General features: G+C 69.7%; 16 protein-coding genes and 1 pseudogene. 11 read left to right on the top strand and 6 right to left on the bottom strand.

The features are described from left to right. The first annotated feature begins 215 nt into the window (after nucleotides 1–215). From V4Y04_RS23770 to V4Y04_RS23815, 10 genes and pseudogenes are all read left to right on the top strand, one after another. Nucleotides 216–1,847, top strand: a complete 1,632-nt coding sequence (locus V4Y04_RS23770) for an alpha/beta hydrolase (RefSeq protein WP_332430342.1) — start codon at nucleotides 216–218, stop codon at nucleotides 1,845–1,847. A gap of 238 nt (nucleotides 1,848–2,085) precedes the next feature. Next, the gene (locus tag V4Y04_RS23775) at nucleotides 2,086–2,412 is read left to right on the top strand and encodes a hypothetical protein (RefSeq protein WP_332430343.1); all 327 of its coding nucleotides are present in this window, start codon (nucleotides 2,086–2,088) and stop codon (nucleotides 2,410–2,412) included. Beyond that, nucleotides 2,409–3,764: a hypothetical protein gene (locus V4Y04_RS23780; protein ID WP_332430344.1), complete on the top strand. Its 1,356-nt coding sequence runs from the start codon at nucleotides 2,409–2,411 to the stop codon at nucleotides 3,762–3,764. The genes V4Y04_RS23775 and V4Y04_RS23780 overlap by 4 nt, the downstream gene beginning before the upstream one ends. Nucleotides 3,765–4,824: 1,060 nt before the next feature. Further along, nucleotides 4,825–5,160, top strand: a complete 336-nt coding sequence (locus tag V4Y04_RS23785) for a hypothetical protein (protein ID WP_332430345.1) — start codon at nucleotides 4,825–4,827, stop codon at nucleotides 5,158–5,160. An 18-nt stretch (nucleotides 5,161–5,178) separates the two neighbouring features. Further along, nucleotides 5,179–5,503 (top strand): annotated as a pseudogene (locus V4Y04_RS23790) (LLM class flavin-dependent oxidoreductase); the annotation flags it as partial. A 253-nt stretch (nucleotides 5,504–5,756) separates the two neighbouring features. Further along, on the top strand, nucleotides 5,757–6,563 hold the full coding sequence (locus V4Y04_RS23795; protein WP_332430346.1) for a class I SAM-dependent methyltransferase: 807 nt from the start codon (nucleotides 5,757–5,759) through the stop codon (nucleotides 6,561–6,563). Between the two features lie 888 nt (nucleotides 6,564–7,451). Next, entirely contained in the window at nucleotides 7,452–8,225 is a 774-nt protein-coding gene (locus tag V4Y04_RS23800; protein ID WP_332430347.1) for an isoprenyl transferase, read from the top strand. 377 nt (nucleotides 8,226–8,602) lie between these two features. After that, nucleotides 8,603–9,928: a PhoH family protein gene (locus V4Y04_RS23805; protein WP_332430348.1), complete on the top strand. Its 1,326-nt coding sequence runs from the start codon at nucleotides 8,603–8,605 to the stop codon at nucleotides 9,926–9,928. Between the two features lie 501 nt (nucleotides 9,929–10,429). Further along, the gene (locus tag V4Y04_RS23810; RefSeq protein WP_332430349.1) at nucleotides 10,430–11,155 is read left to right on the top strand and encodes a transglycosylase SLT domain-containing protein; all 726 of its coding nucleotides are present in this window, start codon (nucleotides 10,430–10,432) and stop codon (nucleotides 11,153–11,155) included. 144 nt (nucleotides 11,156–11,299) lie between these two features. Then, on the top strand, nucleotides 11,300–12,910 hold the full coding sequence (locus tag V4Y04_RS23815; RefSeq protein ID WP_332430350.1) for an AI-2E family transporter: 1,611 nt from the start codon (nucleotides 11,300–11,302) through the stop codon (nucleotides 12,908–12,910). 121 nt (nucleotides 12,911–13,031) lie between these two features. On the opposite strand, the gene V4Y04_RS23820 is transcribed toward V4Y04_RS23815, so the two are convergent. From V4Y04_RS23820 to V4Y04_RS23845, 6 genes are all read right to left on the bottom strand, one after another. Continuing rightward, complete coding sequence (locus V4Y04_RS23820; protein ID WP_332430351.1) at nucleotides 13,032–13,565, bottom strand: alkyl hydroperoxide reductase; 534 nt, start codon at nucleotides 13,563–13,565, stop codon at nucleotides 13,032–13,034. Nucleotides 13,566–13,780: 215 nt separating this feature from the next. Beyond that, on the bottom strand, nucleotides 13,781–16,099 hold the full coding sequence (locus V4Y04_RS23825) for an ABC transporter permease (protein WP_332432983.1): 2,319 nt from the start codon (nucleotides 16,097–16,099) through the stop codon (nucleotides 13,781–13,783). Between the two features lie 98 nt (nucleotides 16,100–16,197). Then, nucleotides 16,198–16,887: an ABC transporter ATP-binding protein gene (locus V4Y04_RS23830; protein ID WP_332430352.1), complete on the bottom strand. Its 690-nt coding sequence runs from the start codon at nucleotides 16,885–16,887 to the stop codon at nucleotides 16,198–16,200. Further along, nucleotides 16,884–17,408, bottom strand: coding sequence for a PadR family transcriptional regulator (locus V4Y04_RS23835; RefSeq protein WP_332430353.1), 525 nt, complete (start codon nucleotides 17,406–17,408; stop codon nucleotides 16,884–16,886). The genes V4Y04_RS23830 and V4Y04_RS23835 overlap by 4 nt, the downstream gene beginning before the upstream one ends. A 546-nt stretch (nucleotides 17,409–17,954) precedes the next feature. Beyond that, on the bottom strand, nucleotides 17,955–18,308 hold the full coding sequence (locus V4Y04_RS23840; protein WP_332430354.1) for a hypothetical protein: 354 nt from the start codon (nucleotides 18,306–18,308) through the stop codon (nucleotides 17,955–17,957). Beyond that, nucleotides 18,305–19,249, bottom strand: a complete 945-nt coding sequence (locus tag V4Y04_RS23845; RefSeq protein WP_332430355.1) for an SPFH domain-containing protein — start codon at nucleotides 19,247–19,249, stop codon at nucleotides 18,305–18,307. The genes V4Y04_RS23840 and V4Y04_RS23845 overlap by 4 nt, the downstream gene beginning before the upstream one ends. Before the next feature lie 291 nt (nucleotides 19,250–19,540). Between V4Y04_RS23845 and V4Y04_RS23850 the strand changes: the two genes are divergently transcribed. Next, nucleotides 19,541–21,844: a transglycosylase domain-containing protein gene (locus V4Y04_RS23850; protein ID WP_332430356.1), complete on the top strand. Its 2,304-nt coding sequence runs from the start codon at nucleotides 19,541–19,543 to the stop codon at nucleotides 21,842–21,844. Nucleotides 21,845–21,886: the final 42 nt, after the last annotated feature.

The following is a 21,886-nucleotide window of genomic DNA, read 5'->3' on the forward strand; positions in this document are numbered from 1 at the left end:
TCACCTGCGCACGGAACCGCACCGCCGGGACAGGGCCGGTGGTACTGCTCGTCACCGTGCGCGTTTCCGGGCCGCGGTGATTCGCTCATTCGGACGCACTGCCTCGCGTGCGCTGCCGGATCGCTGTGTCGTTGACACGGACGCGTGCCGAGGTCCGGGCATTGGCAGGCCCTCGGGCGCTCAGCGACGAAGAGCGAGAGGGACGGAGTACGCCCATGCCTCCTATACGCGGGTTCAGAGCGGGCCGCCGACGCCATGCCGCGGTCATCGCGGCGCTGGTGACCTGCTCGACGGCACTGACCGGGCAGGACCTCGCGGCGGCCGGCGGTGAACCCACGCCTTCCGTGCCCGCCCCGCAGTTGGACTGGAGCCCCTGCGTTCCGGGCAGCGAGTTCGACTGCGCGACCGCGAAGGTGCCGCTGGACTACGGCAATCCGGGTGGGCGCACCATCGAGCTGGCAGTCGTCAAACGCAAGGCCACCGACCCCGGCCGGCGCATCGGCACCCTCTTCTTCAACCCGGGCGGCCCCGGCGGGCCCGGAACGGTGCAGATGCCACAGAACTACGAGCGCTTCCCGCGCGAGGTGCGGGAGCGGTTCGACATCATCAGCTGGGACCCCCGAGGGATCGGCAGCAGCACCGCGGTGAACTGCTTCGCGAGTCCCGAGGAAGCCGCGGACTGGAGTGCGGGCAAAGCGGCGGGCTTCCCGGTGGGAGACAAGGAGCGGGCGGCCTTCATCGCCGCGTACAAGGACCTGGCCCGGCGGTGTGAGCAGCGCGACCCCGAGCTCCTGCGTCACGTGTCGACCACCGACACCGCCCGGGACCTCGACCAGCTCCGCCAGGCGGTGGGCGAGTCACAGCTCACCTACCAGGGGATCTCCTACGGAACGATCCTGGGCGCCACCTACGCCAACCTCTTCCCCGACAAGGTCCGCGCCATGGTCCTCGACAGCAACATCGACCCCGAGGCCTGGACGAACCACGCATCCGACGACGACCCCCGGCTCACCACCTTTCTGCGCATGGGCTCGGACCGCACCGCGGCAGCGACCCTGGACCAGTTCCTCACCCTGTGCGGATCCGCCACCACCGCCCGCTGCGCCTTCTCCGCCGGCAGCCCGGAAGCGACCCGGGACAAGTTCGACCGGCTGATGCAGAAGCTCCGCAAGCATCCTGTGGGCGCCTGGACCTACGCCGGCACCGTCGCCGACGCGGTGAACAGCCTCTACATCGTCCACCCCGGATGGACGGAACTCGCCGGCAGGCTGCAGGACCTGTGGCAGGGGCGTGTCGCGGAACCGTCCCCGTTCCCACCCCCGCCCGCGGTCCCGAACCCGAATCCGTACCTGGGTGAGGAACAGGGCGCCGCGGTCCTCTGCGGCGACAGCCCCAATCCACGCGACCCGAACGTTTACCACGGACTGGAGGAGGCCGCCGCCGCCCGTGCGGGCGACGCCGGACGCTTCTGGACCTGGGCCGTCGAAGGATGTTCGACCTGGCCCGCGGTCGCCGCCGACCGCTACGTCGGCCCGTGGAACAAGCCGACGGCACACCCCGTCCTGGTGGTCGGCACCATCTACGACCCCTCCACCCCCTACACGAACGCGCAGGCCATGGCCAAGCAACTGGCCAACGCCCGCCTGCTCACCCACAACGGGTACGGGCACACCGCACTGCTCAACCCCAGTAGTTGCATCAACACGTACACCGGCCGCTACTTGGTCGACGGCACCCTCCCACCGGCCGGGACAACGTGCCGACCGGACACGCCCCCCTTCTCCGCGCCCAGGCCGACCGGCGGCATCGCTACCGGCGGCGGTGGGACGGCCGGCACCGTCTCCTGAGCCGGTCATAGCTCCCGGCCCGGATACGCCCTCGGCCCGGGTACGGGTCCCCGACCCGGGCCGGACGGTTCCCACCGGGGCATGCACAAAGTCCAGGACAGTCCCGCAGGAGATCCAGGCCATCAACCGCTGAACCGCGCGCTCCTCCTAAAGAGGGCCCTCCGCTCCGGATGCGTCACGAAAGACGGAACCTCTCGTTCCTTCCATGGGTGCAGACGGATCGGGAGAGGGCGGGCGTATGGCTGAGCCGCGGTTGGCGGTCGACGGGGACGAGCTCGAGCGGTTCATGAAGTCGCTGCGCAAGTCCTCAAGTTCGCTCAAGGGCGTACGGCAGGCGCTCTCGGACGCGACAGTCACCGGACTCGGCACGGACGACCTCGACCGTGCCTGCGAGACCTTCCAGGACGACTGGAAATACGGGGCCGAGGAGATCGGCAAGCAGACCGAGGACCTCACCGAGATCATCGGCAAGAGCAAGGACAGCTACCTCGAAGTCGACAAGGCCCTGGAAGCGGCCCTCGAACGGGCCCGCGCCGGCAAGGGCGGGGACGGCGGCGGACGATGACCGTCACCCAGATCGACGACACCGGCGCGGCCCTCGACCCCAAATCGAGGGCCGACCTCGGCAAACCCCAAGGGCTCAAGTCCGCGCCCCGCATCCCGTACCCCGACTACCCGCACCTGGGCTTCAACCCCGTACCGGGTGACACGGAGACCATTCGCGGACTGCACAAGAAGCTGAACGGCTGCGCGAAGGTACTCGAGGACACCCACGAGCTGGTCACCAAGCTGTTGGACGGCAGCTACTGGAAGGGCGATGCCGCCGTCGCCTTCCGTGAACAGCTCGACGACGGACCACTGCCGCTGAACCTGAAGAACGCCGCCCGCTCCCTTCGCAAGGCGGCCAAGCAACTGAGCTGCTGGGAAAGCGACGTGGACGACTTCCAGCGGCATGCGAAGCGGTTGGAGAAAGACGCCGAAGAGGCGCAGGCCGCGGTGGACCTGGCGAAGAGGCGTGTCGGCAAGGCGGAGGACCACCCCGACCTGGAGAAGAAGGCAAACGGGGACAGTGCGGCGCAACGGGAACTGACCCGTGCCAACGCCGATTTCGAAGAAGCCCAGGCCGACCTCGACAAAGTCATCGGCAAGGCGAAGAGGCTGGCCGAGGAACACGAGCGCCAGGCCCAGCATCGCGCGAAAAAGATCCGCGACGCGACGAAGAAGCTTGCTCCGCATGAACCGGGCATGTTCGACACGGCACTCGACTGGCTGACGGACAACCTGCCGGACATCCTCAGTTTCACAGCCGGACTGATCGCCATCGCAGCCCTCCTCCTTTCCGGCCCTCTGGGATGGAGCCTGGCGACTGTAGCGGCGCTGATGCTCACTTCTTCTGCGGTGAGTCTGACTGCCTTCGCGCTGCGGCTCTCTAACCCTGAAGTGCAGATGTCTATGTGGGATGGAATCCGGAACGGTGAGCTGGACGCCGACTTCTGGAGTAATGCGGTATCAGTTGGCGCTGATTTTTTGGGAGCGTTGCCGGGGATCGGAGCAGTTGGAAAAGGGGGATGCGCAGGTATCCGGGCCGCGCTGAGCAGCACGGCAGGTGTCACCCTCGGCGATCGGGTGGCAGTGGTCGGAACGAAGACCATGGATGAAGCAAGGGCTGTGGCTGACCTCGGAAATTCGCTGGTGGCTCGGGCTGTACGAGGCGCGAATAATCCTGAAGCCTCAGCCAAGGCTGTGGAGGGGACGGCAGGCGTCGTCGGTATTGGGACTGCTGGGTTCGGTCTCCGTAACAAGTTGGTGGACGCGGACGACGACGGCGTAAAGGACGGCGCAGTAGCCGGTATTGATGGTACGCGCCTACTGTTGGACTCCGGAGCGATCTATGGTCTTGCTCGTCATCTCTTCTGACGCGTTCTGAGGGAAGGAAGCGGATGCGATCTGCCAACCGGTCAACTGCTTGGAATTCATGGTCCACCCGCCGGGTGTGGTCAAGAGGCCTTGCTATGAGCGTCATAGGGTTGGTTGCATGGGCTGGCGGCTGGGTGATCCTACTAGGGTTATCCGTGAATGGTCCGGAATGGCTCGTGTGGTTGTTCATGCCTTATTTCATCTACGGACTCTACCGGGTGGTGCTTCAGCTTCACGGATTTCCAGTTGCATTGAGTGTGCTTCGGGTCCTCCGTGAATACCCCTGGCAGATCTACTCCAACGCAGTGCGAGGCATTGAAGATCATCCGGATGCGGAGGCTTCTGGGATCTGGATCGAACTCCCCAGCCCTTCAAGCCGTTCAGACGCAGGGATCCCCCTGGTGTTCGTGAAGCATCATCGGGTGTTCTGGTGGTTGCGGCGGATTGGGGGGCCGCGTACGAAGCCTGCGCTCAAGGCGCAGCTGGAGCCTCTGTGGTTTGCGGGGGATCCACGGTTCCTGGGTGTCGTGGCTGTGTCCTCCCGGGATGGTAAGGCTCCCAGGCGGCTGCACTTCCTCTACCAACCGTCTGCCTTCGACGAGCGTGCTCCGCGCCGGAGTTGGCAGGACGCGGACCCTGTCGACCTTGAGCGTGCCCGTCGTGCCGGAGCGCGGTTCGTCGACGCCGTGCCCCCTGACGCCGTCTCCGGCATCAGGGGGAGCGAAGGGACAGGGCCTTGAGCACAGCTGTGGTCATTGTCGATGCTTCCACGGCGGATCCTCTCGCCGAGCTGTGGTTCGTCGAACCACCGGGGTTTCTCCCGCTGCCTTTGGACGCCCTGCTTCCCGGCCCGAACTCCCCGGCAGGGGATCGTTTGCGGGCAGCGGCCGCACCGCTTGTCGATACCGCGCCTGATGAGGTGTCCCGCCAGCAGTTCATCGCGGCTTTCGCCACCGGTCAGCAACTCCTCGCTGCGCTCCGGGAAGTAGGTACTGTGCACTGTTCTGTTGGGTTGCATCGGGATGATGTGAGTGGGGTGGGGGCGGGGCCGTTGTTTTCGTTGTTCACGATTTCCTGGCGGGAGACCGCCCCCGCGCCCCGGGGTGTCACGGCTGCCCGTGCCGTGACGGCCGGCGGAGGGTATACGGGGGCCGAGTTCGCCGAGTTGCCCGCGGGGCCCGCCACGTTCGGCGAGTCGACGTCCGTACCCGGGAGCGGGAGCGGGAGCGGTCTGCCGCAGTGTCCGGTTCTCCAGTTGCACGCCCACCTTCCCCACCCGGACTGCCGGCGGCTCGCTGTTCTCACGCTCACCACCACGGCTCCGGCCCGGCGCGAGGAGTACCGGGCGATCCTGCGGGCGATCGCCGAGAGCGTCAGCTTCGAAAGCCCCGGGTAGGTGCATCGCCGTGAGAATGGTGCTGTCGGGCCGCGTAGCCTGCGGCTCACCGGCGAGGTCGCCGGCGGCACCATTCTCACGGCGTTCACCTCACCCGAGGGCGTTCGGCGTGCCGGCGTCTCATCGGCGAGGAGCGTGCGGCGGCCGGGCGTGAGGCCACGGCACACACGGTCGTCGTGTATCTCCTCACTGCCACCGGGCCCGGCGCCGAGGAGCGGCTCCGGGCCGAGCTGATCGCCGAGGGCGTCGGCTCGGAACCCGGCCTCGGAGTGGCCGGGAGGCCGGTGCCGTCGCCGAGGCGGTGCACCGGCTGGCCGATGCCGGGGCCGACTCCGTGATCCTCTAGCCGACGGAGGACGAGCCGGATCCGGAGGGGTTCGTTCGGTTCGCCGCGGAGGAAGTGGCCCGGAGGGTGGGGACAGCGGTGTCGTAGGGGAGGCGTGGACCGCGGGTCGTGGACTGTGGACCGCGACTGCCTGTTCCGGGGAAATTCGAGAGCGGGCTCCGTCGGCTTCTGTGAGGATCGAGAGGTGTCGTACGGACGTCGCTCGGACCGTTCCTCATCCTCGTTCTCCCCCTCCCTTCCCCCTTCCTCCTTGTCCTTCGACGAGCTGCTGGCCGAAGGCGTGGCCGTTCCCACCGAGGGGTGGGACTTCTCCTGGTTCGCCGGGCGGGCCACCGAGGCCCGGCCCTCATGGGAGTACGCGCGGGCCATGGCCGGGCGATTGGGCGGACTGTCGGGCCGGCAGTCGGGCCGGGCGGTCGGGGCTGTGCTCGATGTGCAGACCGGGGGAGGGGAGGTGCTGAGCTTCGCTCTCGACGAAGCCGGGCGTGCCGCCCCCGAGAGCCGTCGGCCCGCGCTTGTCGTCGCCACCGAGGGGTGGGCGCCCAATATCGTCAAGGCCGCCGGGCTCCTCCGGGAGCGGGGCGGCTTCGTCGTCGCCTCCGCGGACGGGCCGTTGCCCTTCGCCGACGGGGTCTTCGATCTCGTCGTCAGCCGGCATCCGGTGAGAGCCCACTGGCGGGAGATCGCGCGGGTGCTGCGGCCCGGCGGCGGTTACTTCGCTCAGCACGTCGGGCCCCGCAGCGCCTACGAACTCGTCGAGCACTTCCTCGGGCCGCAGCCGGACGAGCAGCGCGATGCCCGGCATCCCGAACGTGAACGCCGGGATGCCGAGGCCGCCGGGCTGGAGATCGTCGACCTGCGGGCCGAACGGCTGCGCATGGAGTTCTACGACATCGCCGCCGTCGTGCACTTCCTGCGCAAGGTGATCTGGATGGTTCCGGACTTCACCGTCGAGGCGTACCTGCCCCGACTGCGCGCGCTGCACGAACGGATCGAGACCGAGGGCGCGTTCGTCGCCCACAGCAGCCGCCACCTCTTCGACGTACGCAAACCCTGACCACCCTCGATCCGGCGCGGTGCCTACGCGTGCGAGTCGACGGTCACCTTGCCCACGACCACCCTCCCGGCCGTCGCGTCGTCGGCGGGTCAAGTGGGCGTTCCTCGCCGGGTCACCCGTCGGAGGGACGGCCGGAAGGGTGGTCGTGGCGGGGTTCCATCGAGGGCGCGCCGGATGGCCCAGGGTGGGATGACCCGCTATTGCCGGTTTCTTCCAGGAGGAACTGCCGTATTTCGGCCACTGGAACGCCCGGAATGTGCACTTCCGTGACCCTCGGGGCGTTGCCGTGCGATTCCGGAGAGTAGTTATGGCGCGCCAATGTACGCAGCATCACTCACAAAGGGTTATGGTGGAGCTCCCCCCCTCGGGCCGGTCCGTATCCCCCCCACGGACCGGCCCGTTTTTCTTTGCCCGCGTCCGCAGGTCCGGCCGCGGCTCCCCGTTCCGGCCCCGGGCGGGTCCATCGGGTGGGGCGTGCCCCTGCTCGGCGTCCGATCGCGCCCTGTGTCCCGTCCCGCCGGGGCGACCTCCCCGCATCCATCCGGGCGGACCCACAAGCAGGCCCACAAGCAGGCCCACAAGCGGACCCCCGGGCAGACCCACAAGTGGACCCCCGGGCAGACCCACAAGCGGATCCCCGGGCAGGCGCACGGGCAGACCCTCGCCCGGGCCGGCCGCTTCGGAGGCCCGCTCCGAGGTTCAGGCCGGCCGCCGAATCACCCCCACCCCGAGGTTCAGGTCCCCCGCCCCCGCAGGGGTAGGCTTCGCCTCCGGGGACTGCCACATGGAGACAGGGTCCGCACGCGGCCGAGGAGTACCGGGCCGCATGGCGTGGGCCGCGGCGGGTGCCGCCCCTGTCCGATCCGTACGTGAGGGGCTGACGATCACGTGAACCTGCGCGACAAGCTGCGCGGCCTGCTGGTCAGGCTGTACACGCGCCGGGTGGGAGGCCGCCTGGACCACGCTCAGGTGCCGAAGCACATCGGCGTCATCATGGACGGCAACCGCCGTTGGGCGAAGGCCTCGGGTTCCAGTACCGTCCACGGCCACCGGGTCGGCGCGGACAAGATCGGTGAGTTCCTCGGCTGGTGCTCCGACACGGATGTCGAGGTGGTCACCCTGTGGCTGCTGTCGACGGACAACTTCGACCGGCCGAAGGACGAACTCGTTCCGCTGCTCGGCATCATCGAGGACGTCGTGCGCAGCCTCGCGGCCGACGGCCGCTGGCGGGTGCATCACGTCGGCACCCCCGATCTGTTGCCCGCCGGGATGCAGACCACCCTCAAGGAGGCCGAGGCGGCCACCTCGCAGGTCGACGGCATAGTGGTCAACGTCGCCATCGGGTACGGCGGTCGTCAGGAGATCGCCGACGCGGTGCGCTCCATGATTCTCGACGCCCACGAGAAGGGCACCTCGATGGAGGAGCTCGCCGAGGCCGTCGACGTCGACATGATCGGACGTCATCTCTACACCCGCGCCCAGCCCGACCCGGACCTTGTCATCCGAACGAGTGGCGAGCAGCGGTTGTCCGGATTCATGCTGTGGCAGACCGCGCACTCGGAGTACTACTTCTGCGAGGTCTTCTGGCCGGCCTTCCGCAAGGTCGACTTCCTGCGCGCCCTGCGCGACTACGCGGCCCGCCACCGGCGTTACGGCGGCTGAGGCCACGGCACCGTTCGGCGGCCGAGGCCCCGTTCCCGCACCGTTCGGCGGCCGAGCGCTGCCGGGACGGGGCGGGTGAGCCGTTCGGAGGAACGGACGTCACGAGGAGTTCATCCTGGCGCCGCCGGGTGCTCGGGCATGGGCGCGATGGTTCGAGGGCATAACTCAGACAGGTCGACACCCGAACCACGGGTGTCGGATCTCAGCGGGCGGCCCGGGGCCGTCCGCCCGGGAGGCCCTTTGCACCAGCCCGACCGTGCGGTCACGGCACGGACGAAGCAGCGGGGGGCCGGTTCTCGGCCCGTGCATCGGCGCCGTCAACCGGTCCAGCTCCGCTCCGTCGCTCCCCGACCTCTTCCGAGGGGGTACGTCCTTCCGTGGTGACCAGCACAAAGCGCCACAAGCCCGACCGGCGCACCTATGTCATCGACACCAGCGTCCTGCTGGCCGATCCCAACGCCCTGAGCCGCTTCGACGAGCACGAGGTCGTGCTTCCCGTCGTCGTGGTGACGGAATTGGAGGCCAAGCGGCACCATCCCGAACTCGGCTACTTCGCCCGGCAGGCGCTGCGCCTGCTCGACGACTTCCGGGTGCGCTACGGCCGTCTCGATGCTCCCCTCCCGATCGGGGACCTCGGCGGAACCCTGCGTGTCGAGCTCAACCACTCGGACCCCGGCCTGCTGCCCAGCGGCTATCGCCTGGGGGACAACGACTCCCGCATCCTCGCGGTCGCCCGCAATCTGCAGGCCGAGGGATTCGACGTCACCGTCGTGTCGAAGGATCTCCCGCTCAGGATCAAGGCGTCCTCCGTGGGACTCCTCGCCGAGGAGTACCGCGCCGAACTCGCCGTCACGGACGCCTCCGGCTGGACCGGAATGTCCGAGCTGACCCTGCCCGGCGAGCAGGTGGACGTCCTCTTCGAGGAGGGCCACGTCTACGTGCCCGAAGCGGCCGAGCTGCCCGTGCACACGGGGCTGACCATCCAGTCGGAGCGCGGCAAGGCGCTCGGCCGGGTCACCCCCGAGGGCAACGTCCGTTTGGTGCGCGGTGACCGGGAGGCGTTCGGCATCAAGGGCCGGAGCGCCGAGCAGCGGATCGCGCTCGACCTGCTGCTCGACCCCGACGTGGGAATCCTGTCCCTCGGCGGCCGGGCCGGCACCGGCAAGTCGGCGCTGGCGCTGTGCGCGGGCCTGGAGGCGGTGCTCGAGCGCCGTCAGCACCGGAAGGTGATGGTCTTCCGGCCGTTGTACGCGGTGGGCGGGCAGGAGCTCGGCTATCTTCCCGGCAGCGAGGCCGAGAAGATGAGCCCCTGGGCGCAGGCCGTCTTCGACACGCTGTCGGCGGTCACCAGCCGCGAGGTCATCGAGGAGGTCACCGCGCGCGGCATGCTGGAGGTCCTGCCGCTCACGCACATCCGGGGCCGCTCGCTGCACGACGCGTTCGTGATCGTGGACGAGGCCCAGTCGCTGGAACGGAACGTACTGCTGACCGTTCTGTCCCGGATAGGCGCCAATTCGCGGGTCGTCCTGACCCACGACGTCGCCCAGCGGGACAACCTCAGGGTGGGCCGGTACGACGGAGTGGTCGCCGTCGTCGAGAAACTGAAGGGCCATCCGCTCTTCGCCCACGTGACCCTGACCCGGTCCGAGAGGTCCCGGATCGCCGCCCTTGTGACCGAAATGCTGGAGGACGGGCATATCTGAACGATCCGGGAGGTTCGGGTGATCCGGGGCGTCCGGGTGATCCCGGGCGTCCCGGCGGTCCGAAACGTCCGGGCGGTCCGGGTGATCCGGACGATCCGGGACGTCTGCCCCGTCCGGTAGTTGGCGCCGTCCGGAAAGGCGAAGAGCCTAGCCGGGCGGCGTCGGCGTGCGTGCCGCTTTCCGGTAATCGCCTGGACCAAACGGGATGTGAGCTTTCACACCCGCGAGGGAATTGCCTCCCGGCTCCGTATTACGGCAGAGTCTCACTCCTGTCAGGCCCCGCATACGACACAGCCTTACCCCCAGCGGCAGGGCGCCACATGAGTACCAGCATCAACTGCATAGCGTTGTCGTATGCCGCCCGAGTACCACGCGGCGCTCCCGTTCGGGAGTTGCTCATCGGGCCCGTACCTCCCGTGACCCGAGTTGGGGAGGCCAGTGCCAGGGGCACGATTGCGTCCGCGAGGGTCACCGAAGCGGTCGATGCTGGAAGGAAACCGTGTGAGCCGGATTTCGGTCCGGGGATTCGCAGTGGCTTCGGCCACGGCGGTCACCGCTGTAGGAAGCGTCGTCGGCGTTGCGTCGGGCAGTACCGCGCAGACCAACAATGACCTTGAGGCGACCGCAGCCGGCACCACGCTGCTCGCGGACATCCCCGCGGGCCAGCAGGTCGAGGTGCAGACCGCTTCCCTGACGCAGCAGGCCGAAACGATGGCCATCGCCGCGGACACGAGCGCCAAGAAGGACGCGGAGGAATCGGCCCGCAAGGCCGCCGCCGAAACCGCGATCGCCAAGAAGAAGGAAGCCGCCGAGCAGGCGGCCAAGGAAGCCAAGGCGGCGAAGGAAGCCAAGGAACGCGAGGAGGCCGACAAGGCCGCCAGCCGTTCCAAGACGGCCTCCGCGTCCGCCTCCGACTTCGCGGTCCAGAGCTCGTACAGCGTCGCCGAGGTCCAGGCGATGGCCCGGCAGATGATTCCGGCCGACCAGTTCCAGTGCTTCAGCAACATCGTGAACCACGAGTCCACATGGAACTACCAGGCCGTGAACCCCTCCTCCGGCGCCTACGGTCTCGTCCAGGCACTTCCGGCGGGCAAGATGGCGTCGGCCGGTGCCGACTGGCAGACCAACCCGGCCACCCAGATCAAGTGGGGCCTCAACTACATGAACGACCGCTATGACAGCCCCTGCGGCGCCTGGTCGTTCTGGCAGGCCAACCACTGGTACTAGAGCCCTGCTCGGTACCAGCCCCGCTCAACCCCGGCAGAGCCCCGCACCGTCCTACGGTGTGGGGCTTTCGCCATGTACGGTCTGATCGACGCCCCCGGGGGAAGCAGGGGAGTGATGAAGAGAGCCGGGGGAAAAGGACGCACCATGTCGCACGCGCCAGGATGGCTCGGCCGGATCGGAGCCGGACTGACCGAGGTGAGCAGGCGGTTGGAGGCACGCCGCGCCGCGATGGAACGGGAGAGCCGGGACGGCCCCGAGCCCGCCATGACGACCGCACCGGCCGCCGGCCCCTACGCACCCGATGTCACCGCTTCCACTTCCTCCACCGAGCCCACCGAGCCCATCGAGCCCGCCGAGCCCGCCGACCGGGTGTCCGTGCCGCCGGGCGGCCACGCTCCCGCAGCCGCGCCCGCCCCCGCGACGGCCTTCGGCACCGCACCCGCCCCGGTCACCGTCGTCCCCTCCCGCCCCGACCCCGCGCAGGCCGTGCCCTGGGGAGTGCGGGTCGCCGCCGAGGCCGGCTGGCGCCTGCTGGTGCTCGCGGGCACGGTCTGGGTGCTCATGCGGGTCATCGGGGCCGTGCAGCTGGTGGTGCTGGCCTTCGCCTCCGCGCTGCTGATCACGGCGCTGCTCCAGCCGACGGTGGCCTGGCTGCGGAAGATCGGGCTGCCGCGCGGACCGGCCACGGCGCTGACCGCGCTGTTCGGGTTCGTCGTCATCGGCCTCATAGGCTGGTTCGTGACCTGGCAGGTCATGGAGAACATCGACACCCTCTCCGACCAGATCCAGGACGGCATCGACGAGCTGCGCATCTGGCTGCTCAACAGCCCCTTCCACGTCACCGACCACCAGATCAACGACATCGCCAAGAACCTGCGTGAAGCGGTCGGCGCCAACACCGAGCAGATCACCTCGGCGGGACTCGAGGGCGTGACGGTCGTCGTCGAGGCACTCACCGGCATCCTGCTCGCGGTCTTCTCGACGCTGTTCCTGCTCTACGACGGCAAGCGCATCTGGGAGTGGACGCTGAAGCTGGTGCCCGCCGCCGCCCGTCCGGGGGTCGCCGGCGCCGGACCGGCCGCGTGGCGGACGCTGACGGCGTATGTGCGCGGCACGGTGATAGTGGCACTGATCGACGCGGTCTTCATCGGCCTCGGCATCTACTTCCTGGATGTGCCGATGGCGGTGCCGCTCGCCGTCTTCATCTTCCTGTTCTCCTTCATCCCGCTCGTCGGCGCGGTGGCGTCCGGAGCGCTCGCGGTGGTCGTCGGGCTGGTCACCCAGGGCGTGTTCACGGCGGTCATGACGCTGGTGGTGGTCCTGGCGGTGCAGCAGATCGAGGGCCATATCCTCCAGCCGTTCATCCTCGGCCGGGCGGTCCGCGTCCACCCGCTCGCGGTGGTGCTGGCGGTCGCCACCGGCGGCATGGTGGCGGGCATCGGCGGTGCGGTGGTCGCCGTACCGCTGGTCGCGGTGACCAACACCGTCGTGGTGTATCTCCGCGCGTACGCCCAGGAGCCGGCCGCGCGTTTCGCACCGAAGCCGCGGGGTGCCACGGCGGCGTCGGCGGCCACGGTCCACCCCGGACTGTCGGCTCCACCCGCCTCAGCGGCTCCACCCGCCTCAGCGGCTCCACCCGCCTCAGCGGCTCCACCCGCCTCAGCGGCTCCACCCGCCTCAGCGGCTCCACCCGCCTCAGCGGCTCCACCCGCCTCAGCGGCTCCACTCGCACCGCAGGTCCCGCCGGTGGAGTGAAGGTCGAAGGGTGAAGAACGCGGGGCGAGGTGCGCGGGGCGAAGGGCGCGGGGCGAGGTGCGATCGCCGGGGGAGCGGAGCGCGCGGAGTCGCTCGGCAATGGCTCGGGAGCCGCTCGGAGTCATTCCGCGAGGGCCGCTTCCGCGTCCAGGGTGGTGGCGACGGCCTGGATCACCGCGGCGATCTTGAACGCCTCCTGGACGACTTCGCGTGCGACGCCCGCCCCGCGCAGAACCGACTCGTGCGCGTCGAGGCACAGGCCGCAGCCGTTGACCGCGGAGACCGCGAACGCCCAGAACTCGAAGTCGACCCGGTCGACGCCCGGGTCGCCGAGGACGTTCGTCCGCAGGCCCGCGCGCAGGCTGCCGTACTCCTTGTCCGACAGCAGGTGGCGGGTCCGGAAGAAGACGTTGTTCAGCGCCATCACCGAGGCGGTGGTCTTCGCCGCCCGGTACGCCTCGGGCGACAGGACCGCCTTCGCCTCCGGCTCCAGCTCACGCAGCACGACGGCCGAGCGCGAGGCGATCGCCGTCGACAGCACCGTGCCCCACAGCCGCTGGACCGGCAGGTCCGAGTTGCCGATGGCCGCGTCCAGATTGAGCGTCAGATCCCGTGCATAGTCGGGGATACGGGACTTGAGGGACTCCAGCGACATGGCGGACACGCTCCTTTTGGCAGGGAAGGCTTCCGGGCCGCGAGGGCTTTGGATCACAAGGCAGTCCCGTGCTCCCTGTGCTCTCTGCGCTTCCCGTGCTCTCTGCGCTTTCCGTGATTCCGTGCTTTCCGTGGCCGGACGCGGTCCATGCTCTCAGGTGCGGCGGCCGGTCCCGGGCACCCCGTGCCGCCCGGGACCGGCCGCCGCACCACCGGTCACTCCGTGCGGAGGCCGTCCGGGCGCATCATGCGCAGGAGGGGCGGCAGGCTCAGCAGCGTCACCACCACGACGACACCCGCACCGAAACCGGTCATCTGCAACAGGCTCGTCCAGTCCATCCGCACCGGTGTCGACGTCATCCGCAGCAGGACCGTGCCCAGCGTGACCCCCACCACCGAGGCCAGCAGCAGCCCCAGCCCGATCGGGACGGCCGTCTGCCACAGCACCGACAGGCTCAGGGTGCGCCGCCGGGTGCCGAAGGCGACCAGGGCCGACAGCAGCTTGCGCCGTTCGCGCAACTGCTCCAGCTGGGAGACCAGCAGACTCGCCCCGATCAGCGCCAGGACACAGGCCGCGCCGACGAACAGACCGGTACGGATCGAGTCATAGGTCCCGGAACGCTTGGTGGCGTTCCACTCGGCCATGTACGTCAGCGGATCGATCGCGGCGGCCGTGTTCCGCACGTGCTCCATGGCGTACGGCACCGAGTGGTCGACCTCGAGGTAGATCTGGCTGGAGAGCGTGTCGGTCATCCCCGCCGTCACCGCGCCCGGGGTCAGCAGGAAGCCGCCGCGCTCTTGGCCCACCGGGTCCGGGATCGACCGGGCCTCCTTGAAGCCCGCGGGGACCGTCCAGGTGACGCCCTCGGCGTAGCGGGAGGGGTCCGAGGGGTCGGGCGCCTCGAGGTGGAGGTCCAGGCCCGGCCTGCTCAGCGCCGGGGTGCTCGTGTCGTACTCGGCGCCGGACACCGTGAACACGTCGCCGTCCCGGCACGAGGGGAGTTTCGCCACCGTGCGCAGGGTCGCGCAGTCGGCGACGGTCAGTGCGGCGGTGTTCTCCGGCTCTTGCCCCCAGGGTTTGTCGGCGAGGTAGCCGTGGGAGAGCGCGTAGACCCTGCTCACTCCCTTGACGTCCGCCAGCTTCTCGGCGGCGGGGGCGAGTGCGTGGCCGTCCGGCAACTCCACCTGCGCCTGGGCCAGCGACACGTCGAGCCCGGTGTCCTCGGTGTAGTCGCCCTCGACGCCGACGAACAGCATCTGGAGCGCGATCGCGCCGGCCACGGCCACCGCGATCCCGTTGACCATCCGGGCCGCCGAGCCGCTACTGAGCTGAAGCCGGCGCACCGCCAGCTGCCACGACAGACCGCCCTTGCCGAGCCGGGAGACGACCGCCTCCACGAACCACGGCAGCAGTGCGGTGATGCCGATGAGCAGCAGCAGGACACCGCCGACGACCAGGTACGCGTTGAAGTCCCCGTTCTCGCGGCCCTGCCCGACCATCGGATAGAGCATCACGATGCCGGCCAGCGGCGGCAGCAGCCGCCACCACAGCCGCCGCCGGGGCGGACGCACCGTACGGACCACGCCCAGCGGCTCGATGACGACCCCGCGCAGCGCGAGCAGCGTCACCAGCACCGAGGCCGCCGGGACCGCGACCGCGACCAGGAGGGCCAGCAGCGGTGACGGGTTCAGGTAGCTCGGGAACACGCTGATGCCGAACAGCTCGACGGAGGCGGCGACCTGGCGGCCGATCAGGAAGAAGCCGGTGCCGAGGACCAGCCCGAGCAGCGAGCCGGCCAGTGCCTCGCCCCCCGCGATGCGCCGGGTGGCCGCCGCATCGGAGCCGACCAGCCGCAGCGCCGCGAGCCGGCGGTCGCGCCGCTCGCCGCCGAACCGTACGGCGGTGGCGATGAACACGGCGACCGGTGTCAGCAGCACCACGAAGACGACCAGGACCAGCAGCATGATCACCGGGTCGTTCTCTTTCTCGGACGTGTACTCGGGAGGTGTGCCGAACCTGTCGAGGCGCACCGCCGTCGAGCCGTCGGTCCCCTCGGCGAGCCCCTCGGCGCCCGCGTAGTAGGCGAGTTCCTGCGAGCCGACGAGGCCCGGCTCGCCGATCGTCCCCGTGACGTCGTACGGCAGCCGCTCGCGCAGCAGTCCCGTGCCGTCCGACGCGAGCAGCTCTTTCAGGGCGGGGGAGACGACCATCTCGCCGGCCGCCGGGAACTCGCTCAGACCCGGCGGCAGGGGGGCGTTCGGGCCCTCCGGCTCCATCAGGCGGCCGCGGACGTGCTTGTCCCGGAAGTCGGTGTCGACGCGCGTGATGAGCAGGGTGTCGTCGGCCTTCGACACGGTCTCCGAGCTGAAGGGCCAGTCGAGCCGCGCCTCCTCCCGCCGGTCCCGCTCCGACAGCACCCCGGGCAGGGCGGCGCAGAGCAGCAGCAGCGCCACGCCGAGACCGACGCCGACCCCGGTGAGCACGGCCCTGATCCAGCCCTCGCGCCCGCCGGCCAGGGCGAAGCGGAGGCCCATGCCCAGGTCCCGGGCCACCACCCGGACCTTCGGTTCCGTGCGGGCGGCGGGGACCTCCGGGGCGGAGGAGGCGGTGCGGTCCCGCTCCTTGGTCCCGCTCATACGGCGTGCTCCATGTCCCGGGACTTACCGTCGCGTACGACGATCTCGCGGTCGGAGTACGCGGCCACCCGCGCCTCGTGCGTGACGAGGACGACGGCGGCGTTGGTGGACCGGGCGGCCTCGGTGAGCAGTTCCATCACGCGCTCGCCGTTGAGCGAGTCCAGCGCGCCGGTCGGCTCGTCGGCGAACAGCACCCGGGGGCCGGTCACCAGCGACCGGGCCACGGCGACCCGCTGTCCCTGACCGCCGGATACCTCGCCCGGCCGCTTCGCCCGGACGTCGTCGACCTCCAGGCGCTCCATCCAGGCCAGGGCGGAACGCTCGGCCTCCTTGCGGGGCGTGCCGTTCAGCCGCAGGGGCAGGGCGACGTTCTCCACGCAGGTCAGCTCCGGCACGAGCTGCCCGAACTGGAAGACGAAGCCGAACTCCGAGCGCCTGAGCCTGCTGCGCTCGGAATCGTTCATCGCGGTCAGTTCGCGCCCGTTGTACATGATCGAGCCGGAGTCGGGCGTGACGATCCCGGCGAGGCAGTGCAGCAGGGTCGACTTGCCCGACCCGGAGGGGCCCATCACGGCGACGACCTCGCCGGGGTGGATGGAGAACGCGGCGCCGTCGAGCGCCGGGGTGGGCCCGTACGCCTTGCGCAGGTCCTGGGCGACGAGCAGGGAACCGGCGGGGATCGTCATCGGGAGACCGCCTCACGGAGTTTGTCGAGGCGCGCGGCGGTGAGTTCCAGCCAGCGCAGATCGGCCTCGAGGTGGAACAGGGCGTGGTCGCAGATGAGCTGGTCGGCCAGGTCGCCCCGGCGCTTGCGCTCGGTGAGGGCGCGCATGCCGCGCAGATGCTCGGAGCGCTGGGTGTCGAGGATGTCGGCGGCGTCGCGGCTGGTGAGCAGCGCGAGGACGACCTTGGTGTAGAGCGTCGACTGGAGGTACGGCTCCGGCTTCTCCGGTGTGGCGAGCCAGCGGGCGACGTCGGTGACGCCTGCCTCCGTGATCGCGTACCGCTTGCGCTCGGGGCCGTCGCCGGCCTCGATGCCGTCGACTTCGACGAGGCCGTTCTTCAATAGGCGGGACATCGTCGAATAGACCTGGCCGTAGTGCAGTGGCCGGTCGTGACCGAACTTCGCGTCGAAGGCCCGCTTCAGGTCGTAACCATGGCGCGGGCCGGACTCCAGGAGCCCCAGAAGGGTGTGACCGATGGACATGACGAGCACTCTACACAGCGCGTATACGTGCCGTGTATACATCGAGTGTGCAGGTCGCGGAGAGAAGCAAGAGGGCCCAGGTGAGGGCCGGTTGTCACGGTTCTGTCACCGGGTGGGGGAGAGGACGGGCGCTCGGATTCAGGAGGCCGGGCCTCTTGCCCGGATCGGTCCGGTCCGGACCGGTTCGGAGAGTGGGGGTCCGGTTTGATCGGGCCGAAAGACACTGCAGGGCCCGAGGAAGCAGGGCTCGGGGAGCGGGCCAGGGGGAGCAGGGCCGAGGAGCTGGGACCCAGGAAGGCGGACCCAGGAAGGCGGGAGGCAAGGGGGGCGGAGGGTCGGAGGGCGTCACCGGGGCGCGGGGTGGGGCGCGCCGGGCCAGGAAGGCGGGCCCAGGGAGGCAGGGGGAGAGCGCCCTCGGGGCGCGGCCCGGGGAGGCAGGTCCGGGGAGGCGGGGGCAGAGGGCCGGAGGGCGTCATCGGAGCGCGGGGTGGGGCGCGCCGGGCCAGGGGCGGTCGTCCGGCCCGGGAGGCCCCGGCTCCGAGATGGTCACCGGGGCTCGGGGGGATACTCCTCGGGCGGCTGCGGCTGCGGCTGCGGCTGCGGCTGTGGTTGTGGCTGCGGTGGCCGGCCGGCCTGTGGGGGCTGGGTGGGTGGCTGCTGTACGGGCGGGCGCCCCCGGCGGGGGAGGGGGCCCGCCTCGCCGGGCAGCCGGCCCGCTTCCGCGAGCGCCCGCCGCAGCAGGAACTCGATCTGCGCGTTCGCCGAGCGCAGCTCGTCGTTCGCCCATCGCGCCAGTGCCTCGTGCACCAGCGGGTCCAGCCGCAGCAGCACCTGCTTGCGCTGCTGCTGCGGCCTGCGCCGAGGGGCCCGCCCCTCGGGGGGGTCGGAGGGGGCGGTCACTGGTAGAGGGTCCCGGTGTTGAGGACCGGCTGCGCGGCGCGGTCACCGCACAGGACGACCATCAGGTTGGACACCATCGCGGCCTTGCGCTCGGAGTCCAGCTCCACGATGCCCTGCTCGGCGATCCGGGCCAGCGCGGTCTCGACCATGCCCACGGCACCCTCCACGATCAGTTGCCGGGCCGCCACGACCGCGCCCGCCTGCTGCCGCTGGAGCATCGCGGAGGCGATCTCGGGGGCGTAGGCGAGGTGGGTGAAGCGGGACTCGATGATGTCGACGCCGGCCGCGTCCACCCGTGCGCGCAGTTCGACCGCGAGCTTCTCGGTGATCTCCTCGGCGTTGCCGCGCAGCGAGAGGCCGTCCTCCTCGTGGGCGTCGTACGGGTACTCGATGGCGATGTGCCGGACGGCGGCCTCGGTCTGGGTGGAGACGAACTCGATGTAGTCGTCCACCTCGAAGGTGGCCTGCGCGGTGTCCGCCACCCGCCACACCACGACCGAGGCCAGCTCGATCGGGTTGCCGTAGGCGTCGTTCACCTTGAGGACCGCGGTCTCGTGGTTGCGTACGCGGGTCGAGATCTTGGTGCGTGAGGTGAAGGGGTTCACCCAGCGCAGACCGTCCTGCCGGATGGTGCCCCGGTAGCGGCCGAAGAGCTGGACCACCCGGGCCTCGCCCGGCGCCACCGTGTTCAGCCCGCACATGGCGAGGAACGCGGCTATGGCGATCAGGATGCCGAAGACGATCAGCAGGGCCTTTCCGGCGGCCGCGGTGACCGCGGTGGCGCTGATGGTCATCCCGATGCCGAGCAGTAGTCCGACCAGGCCGAGTGTCAGGGCGAGGCCGCCGCCGATGCTGTGCGCCGCCGTCTCCCGCACGCGCGGGGCCGGCATCTCGGGGACGTCGGCCGTGGCCGGTGCGGCCTGTGTGTCGTGTGTGGACATGGGTGATCCCCCGTCTTTCGGGGCGCCGTCGCGTGTGATGCGTTCCGCTAGCGCCTGCCTATCCAAGTGATATCACTTTAGTGGTTCGTGGCAACCATGACCAGCTTTCGCACGTCGGTTCTGGTGAGGCGAATGGTGGTTCCGGTGGGACGGGTGCTGATTGTCACGCCCGTAAAGGCCGGATCGGCAGCTTTTTGTCATAGCTTCCGGTGTTAGCTTGCGGAGTTGACCTGGCCGGCGAACCCGTGTGTTTCGTCGGCACACACGAGCGAAGCGGAGCAGAGCGGACCCATGGGACGAGCGGAAGAACGACGCGCACGACAGCGCGGTGGGCACCGTGCGGCATCCAGGGGCCGTTCGGCGGGCGGGAACGGCCAGGGCCGGATACGCCGCCTCTTCACCTGGAAGAAGATCCTCGGCACGGTCTTCGGCCTCTGCCTGCTCGGCATGGGCGCCTTCATCGTGCTGTACATGGTGATCGACATCCCCGAGGGGAACGCCGACGCCCAGCAGCAGAGCAACGTCTACAAGTACAGCGACGGCTCGATCATGGCCCGCGACGGCGAGGTCAACCGTGAGGTCGTCGACCTGGCGAAGGTCCCCAAGCCGGTACAGCGGGCGTTCGTCGCCGCGGAGAACAAGACGTTCTACAACGACGCCGGTGTCGATCTCAAGGGCACCGCGCGCGGTCTGCTCAACACCGTGTCCGGCAAGGGTGCCCAGGGCGGTTCGACGATCACGCAGCAGTACGTGAAGAACTACTACCTGACCCAGGAACAGACCGTCTCGCGCAAGCTCAAGGAAGTCGTCATCTCCCTGAAGCTGGACCAGAAGAAGTCCAAGGAATACATCCTCGCCGGCTACATGAACACCAGCTACTACGGCCGTGGCGCCTACGGTGTCCAGGCCGCCGCCCAGGCCTACTACCGCGTCGACGCCGAGGACCTGACCGTCGAGCAGGGCGCCTACCTCGCCGCGCTCCTCCAGGCACCGAGCCAGTACGACTGGGCGGTGGCCTCGGACACCAGCAAGAAGCTCGTCAAGAACCGCTGGAACTACGTCCTCGACAACATGGTCGAGCAGAAGTGGCTGGACGCCGCCGAGCGGTCCGGCATGAAGTTCCCGGTGCCGAAGGATCCCAAGGGCAACCCCGGTCAGGCTGGCCAGGTCGGTTACCTCGTGACGGAGGCCAACGCCGCGCTGAAGCGCCGGCTGGTCGACGAGGGCACCGCCGCGGACGCCAAGGAGGCCGACGCCCTGGTCGACCTCGGCGGCTGGACCGTCACCCTCAACATCGACAAGAAGAAGCAGAAGGCGCTGGAGAAGGCGGTCAAGACCCAGCTGACCGACAAGCTGGACCCGAAGGCACGCAAGGTCGACGCCGACGTCCAGGCCGGCGCCGTGTCCGTGGACCCGAAGACGGGCGCGGTCGTGGCGATGTACGGGGGTGTGGACTACCTCAAGCACTACTGGAACAACGCCACCCGCGTCGACTACCAGCCCGCCTCCACCTTCAAGCCGGTGATCCTGGCGGCCGCGGTCGAGGAACAGGCCGAGACGCAGGACGGTCAGCCGATCGCGGCCAACACCGTCTACGACGGCACCAGCAAGCGCCCGGTCATGGAGAACGGCGCCGAGGTCGGCTTCTCCCCGGAGAACCAGGGCGACGTGGACCACGGCGACATCACCGTCCAGACGGCGATGAACAAGTCCGTCAACTCCGTCTTCGCGCAGATGGGCGTCGACGTCGGCATGGAGAAGGTGATGGAGACCGCGGGCAAGCTCGGCATGGACGTTGAGGACCTGGAGGCGGTGCCCGCCCAGACCCTGGGCTCCATGGGCGCGAGCCCGCTGGACATGGCCGCCGCCTACGCCACCCTCGACAACCACGGCAAGCGGACCACCCCGACGATCCTCAAGTCGGCCGAGCACCTCAACCGCACCGTCACCGTCCCGGACGCCGTCGGCGAGCAGGTCATCAGCCGCGAGGCCGCCGACACGGTGACCTCGATCCTGACCGGCGTGGTCGACGACGGCACCGCCCGCACGGCGGTCCGCGACAACCCGCTGCGCGACGGCCAGCAGGTCGCCGGCAAGACGGGCACCTCCGACAACAACAAGTCGGCCTGGTTCGCCGGCTACACCCCCGACCTGGTCACCACGGTCGGCCTGTTCGGCGAGGACGACAAGCCCCCGCACCCGCAGGTCGAGATGTACGGCGCGGGCGGCCAGGACCGGGTCAACGGCGGTGGCTTCCCGGCGCAGATCTGGTCCGCGTACACCTTCGGCGTGATGGAGAAGACCAGCAGGTTCGACCTGGAGACCGACCAGGGCGCGGCCGTCACCCCGCCCCCGTCCTCGTCGGCCCCCGCGTCGCCGTCCCAGTCGCCCAGCGAGGAGCCGACGACCGAGGAACCGACCTCGCAGGCTCCGACCACCGAGGAACCGACCGGGGAACCCACCACGAGCGAGCCCACCACCGAGGCACCGACGACCACCCCGCCGGCGAGCCCGAGCTCCACCCCGCCCACCATCGAGGTCCCGACCGACCCGGACGATCCGGGGGACGACGAGGAGCAGCAGCAGCGGCAGTAGAAGGCAGACGAACGACGTGTGGGGCACCCGGTACCAGGACCG

The organism is Streptomyces sp. P9-A2 (assembly GCF_036634175.1).
In the GTDB taxonomy this organism is placed as follows: domain Bacteria; phylum Actinomycetota; class Actinomycetes; order Streptomycetales; family Streptomycetaceae; genus Streptomyces; species Streptomyces pratens.

Bases quoted from the DNA above. Each gene is read 5' to 3' on its own strand.
- V4Y04_RS23770 (WP_332430342.1), top strand. From the start codon at position 216: ATGCCTCCTATACGCGGGTTCAGAGCGGGCCGCCGACGCCATGCCGCG.
- V4Y04_RS23775 (WP_332430343.1), top strand. From the start codon at position 2,086: ATGGCTGAGCCGCGGTTGGCGGTCGACGGGGACGAGCTCGAGCGGTTC.
- V4Y04_RS23780 (WP_332430344.1), top strand. From the start codon at position 2,409: ATGACCGTCACCCAGATCGACGACACCGGCGCGGCCCTCGACCCCAAA.
- V4Y04_RS23815 (WP_332430350.1), top strand. From the start codon at position 11,300: ATGTCGCACGCGCCAGGATGGCTCGGCCGGATCGGAGCCGGACTGACC.
- V4Y04_RS23820 (WP_332430351.1), bottom strand. From the start codon at position 13,565: ATGTCGCTGGAGTCCCTCAAGTCCCGTATCCCCGACTATGCACGGGAT.
- V4Y04_RS23825 (WP_332432983.1), bottom strand. From the start codon at position 16,099: ATGGGCCTCCGCTTCGCCCTGGCCGGCGGGCGCGAGGGCTGGATCAGG.
- V4Y04_RS23830 (WP_332430352.1), bottom strand. From the start codon at position 16,887: ATGACGATCCCCGCCGGTTCCCTGCTCGTCGCCCAGGACCTGCGCAAG.
- V4Y04_RS23835 (WP_332430353.1), bottom strand. From the start codon at position 17,408: ATGTCCATCGGTCACACCCTTCTGGGGCTCCTGGAGTCCGGCCCGCGC.
- V4Y04_RS23845 (WP_332430355.1), bottom strand. From the start codon at position 19,249: ATGTCCACACACGACACACAGGCCGCACCGGCCACGGCCGACGTCCCC.
- V4Y04_RS23850 (WP_332430356.1), top strand. From the start codon at position 19,541: ATGGGACGAGCGGAAGAACGACGCGCACGACAGCGCGGTGGGCACCGT.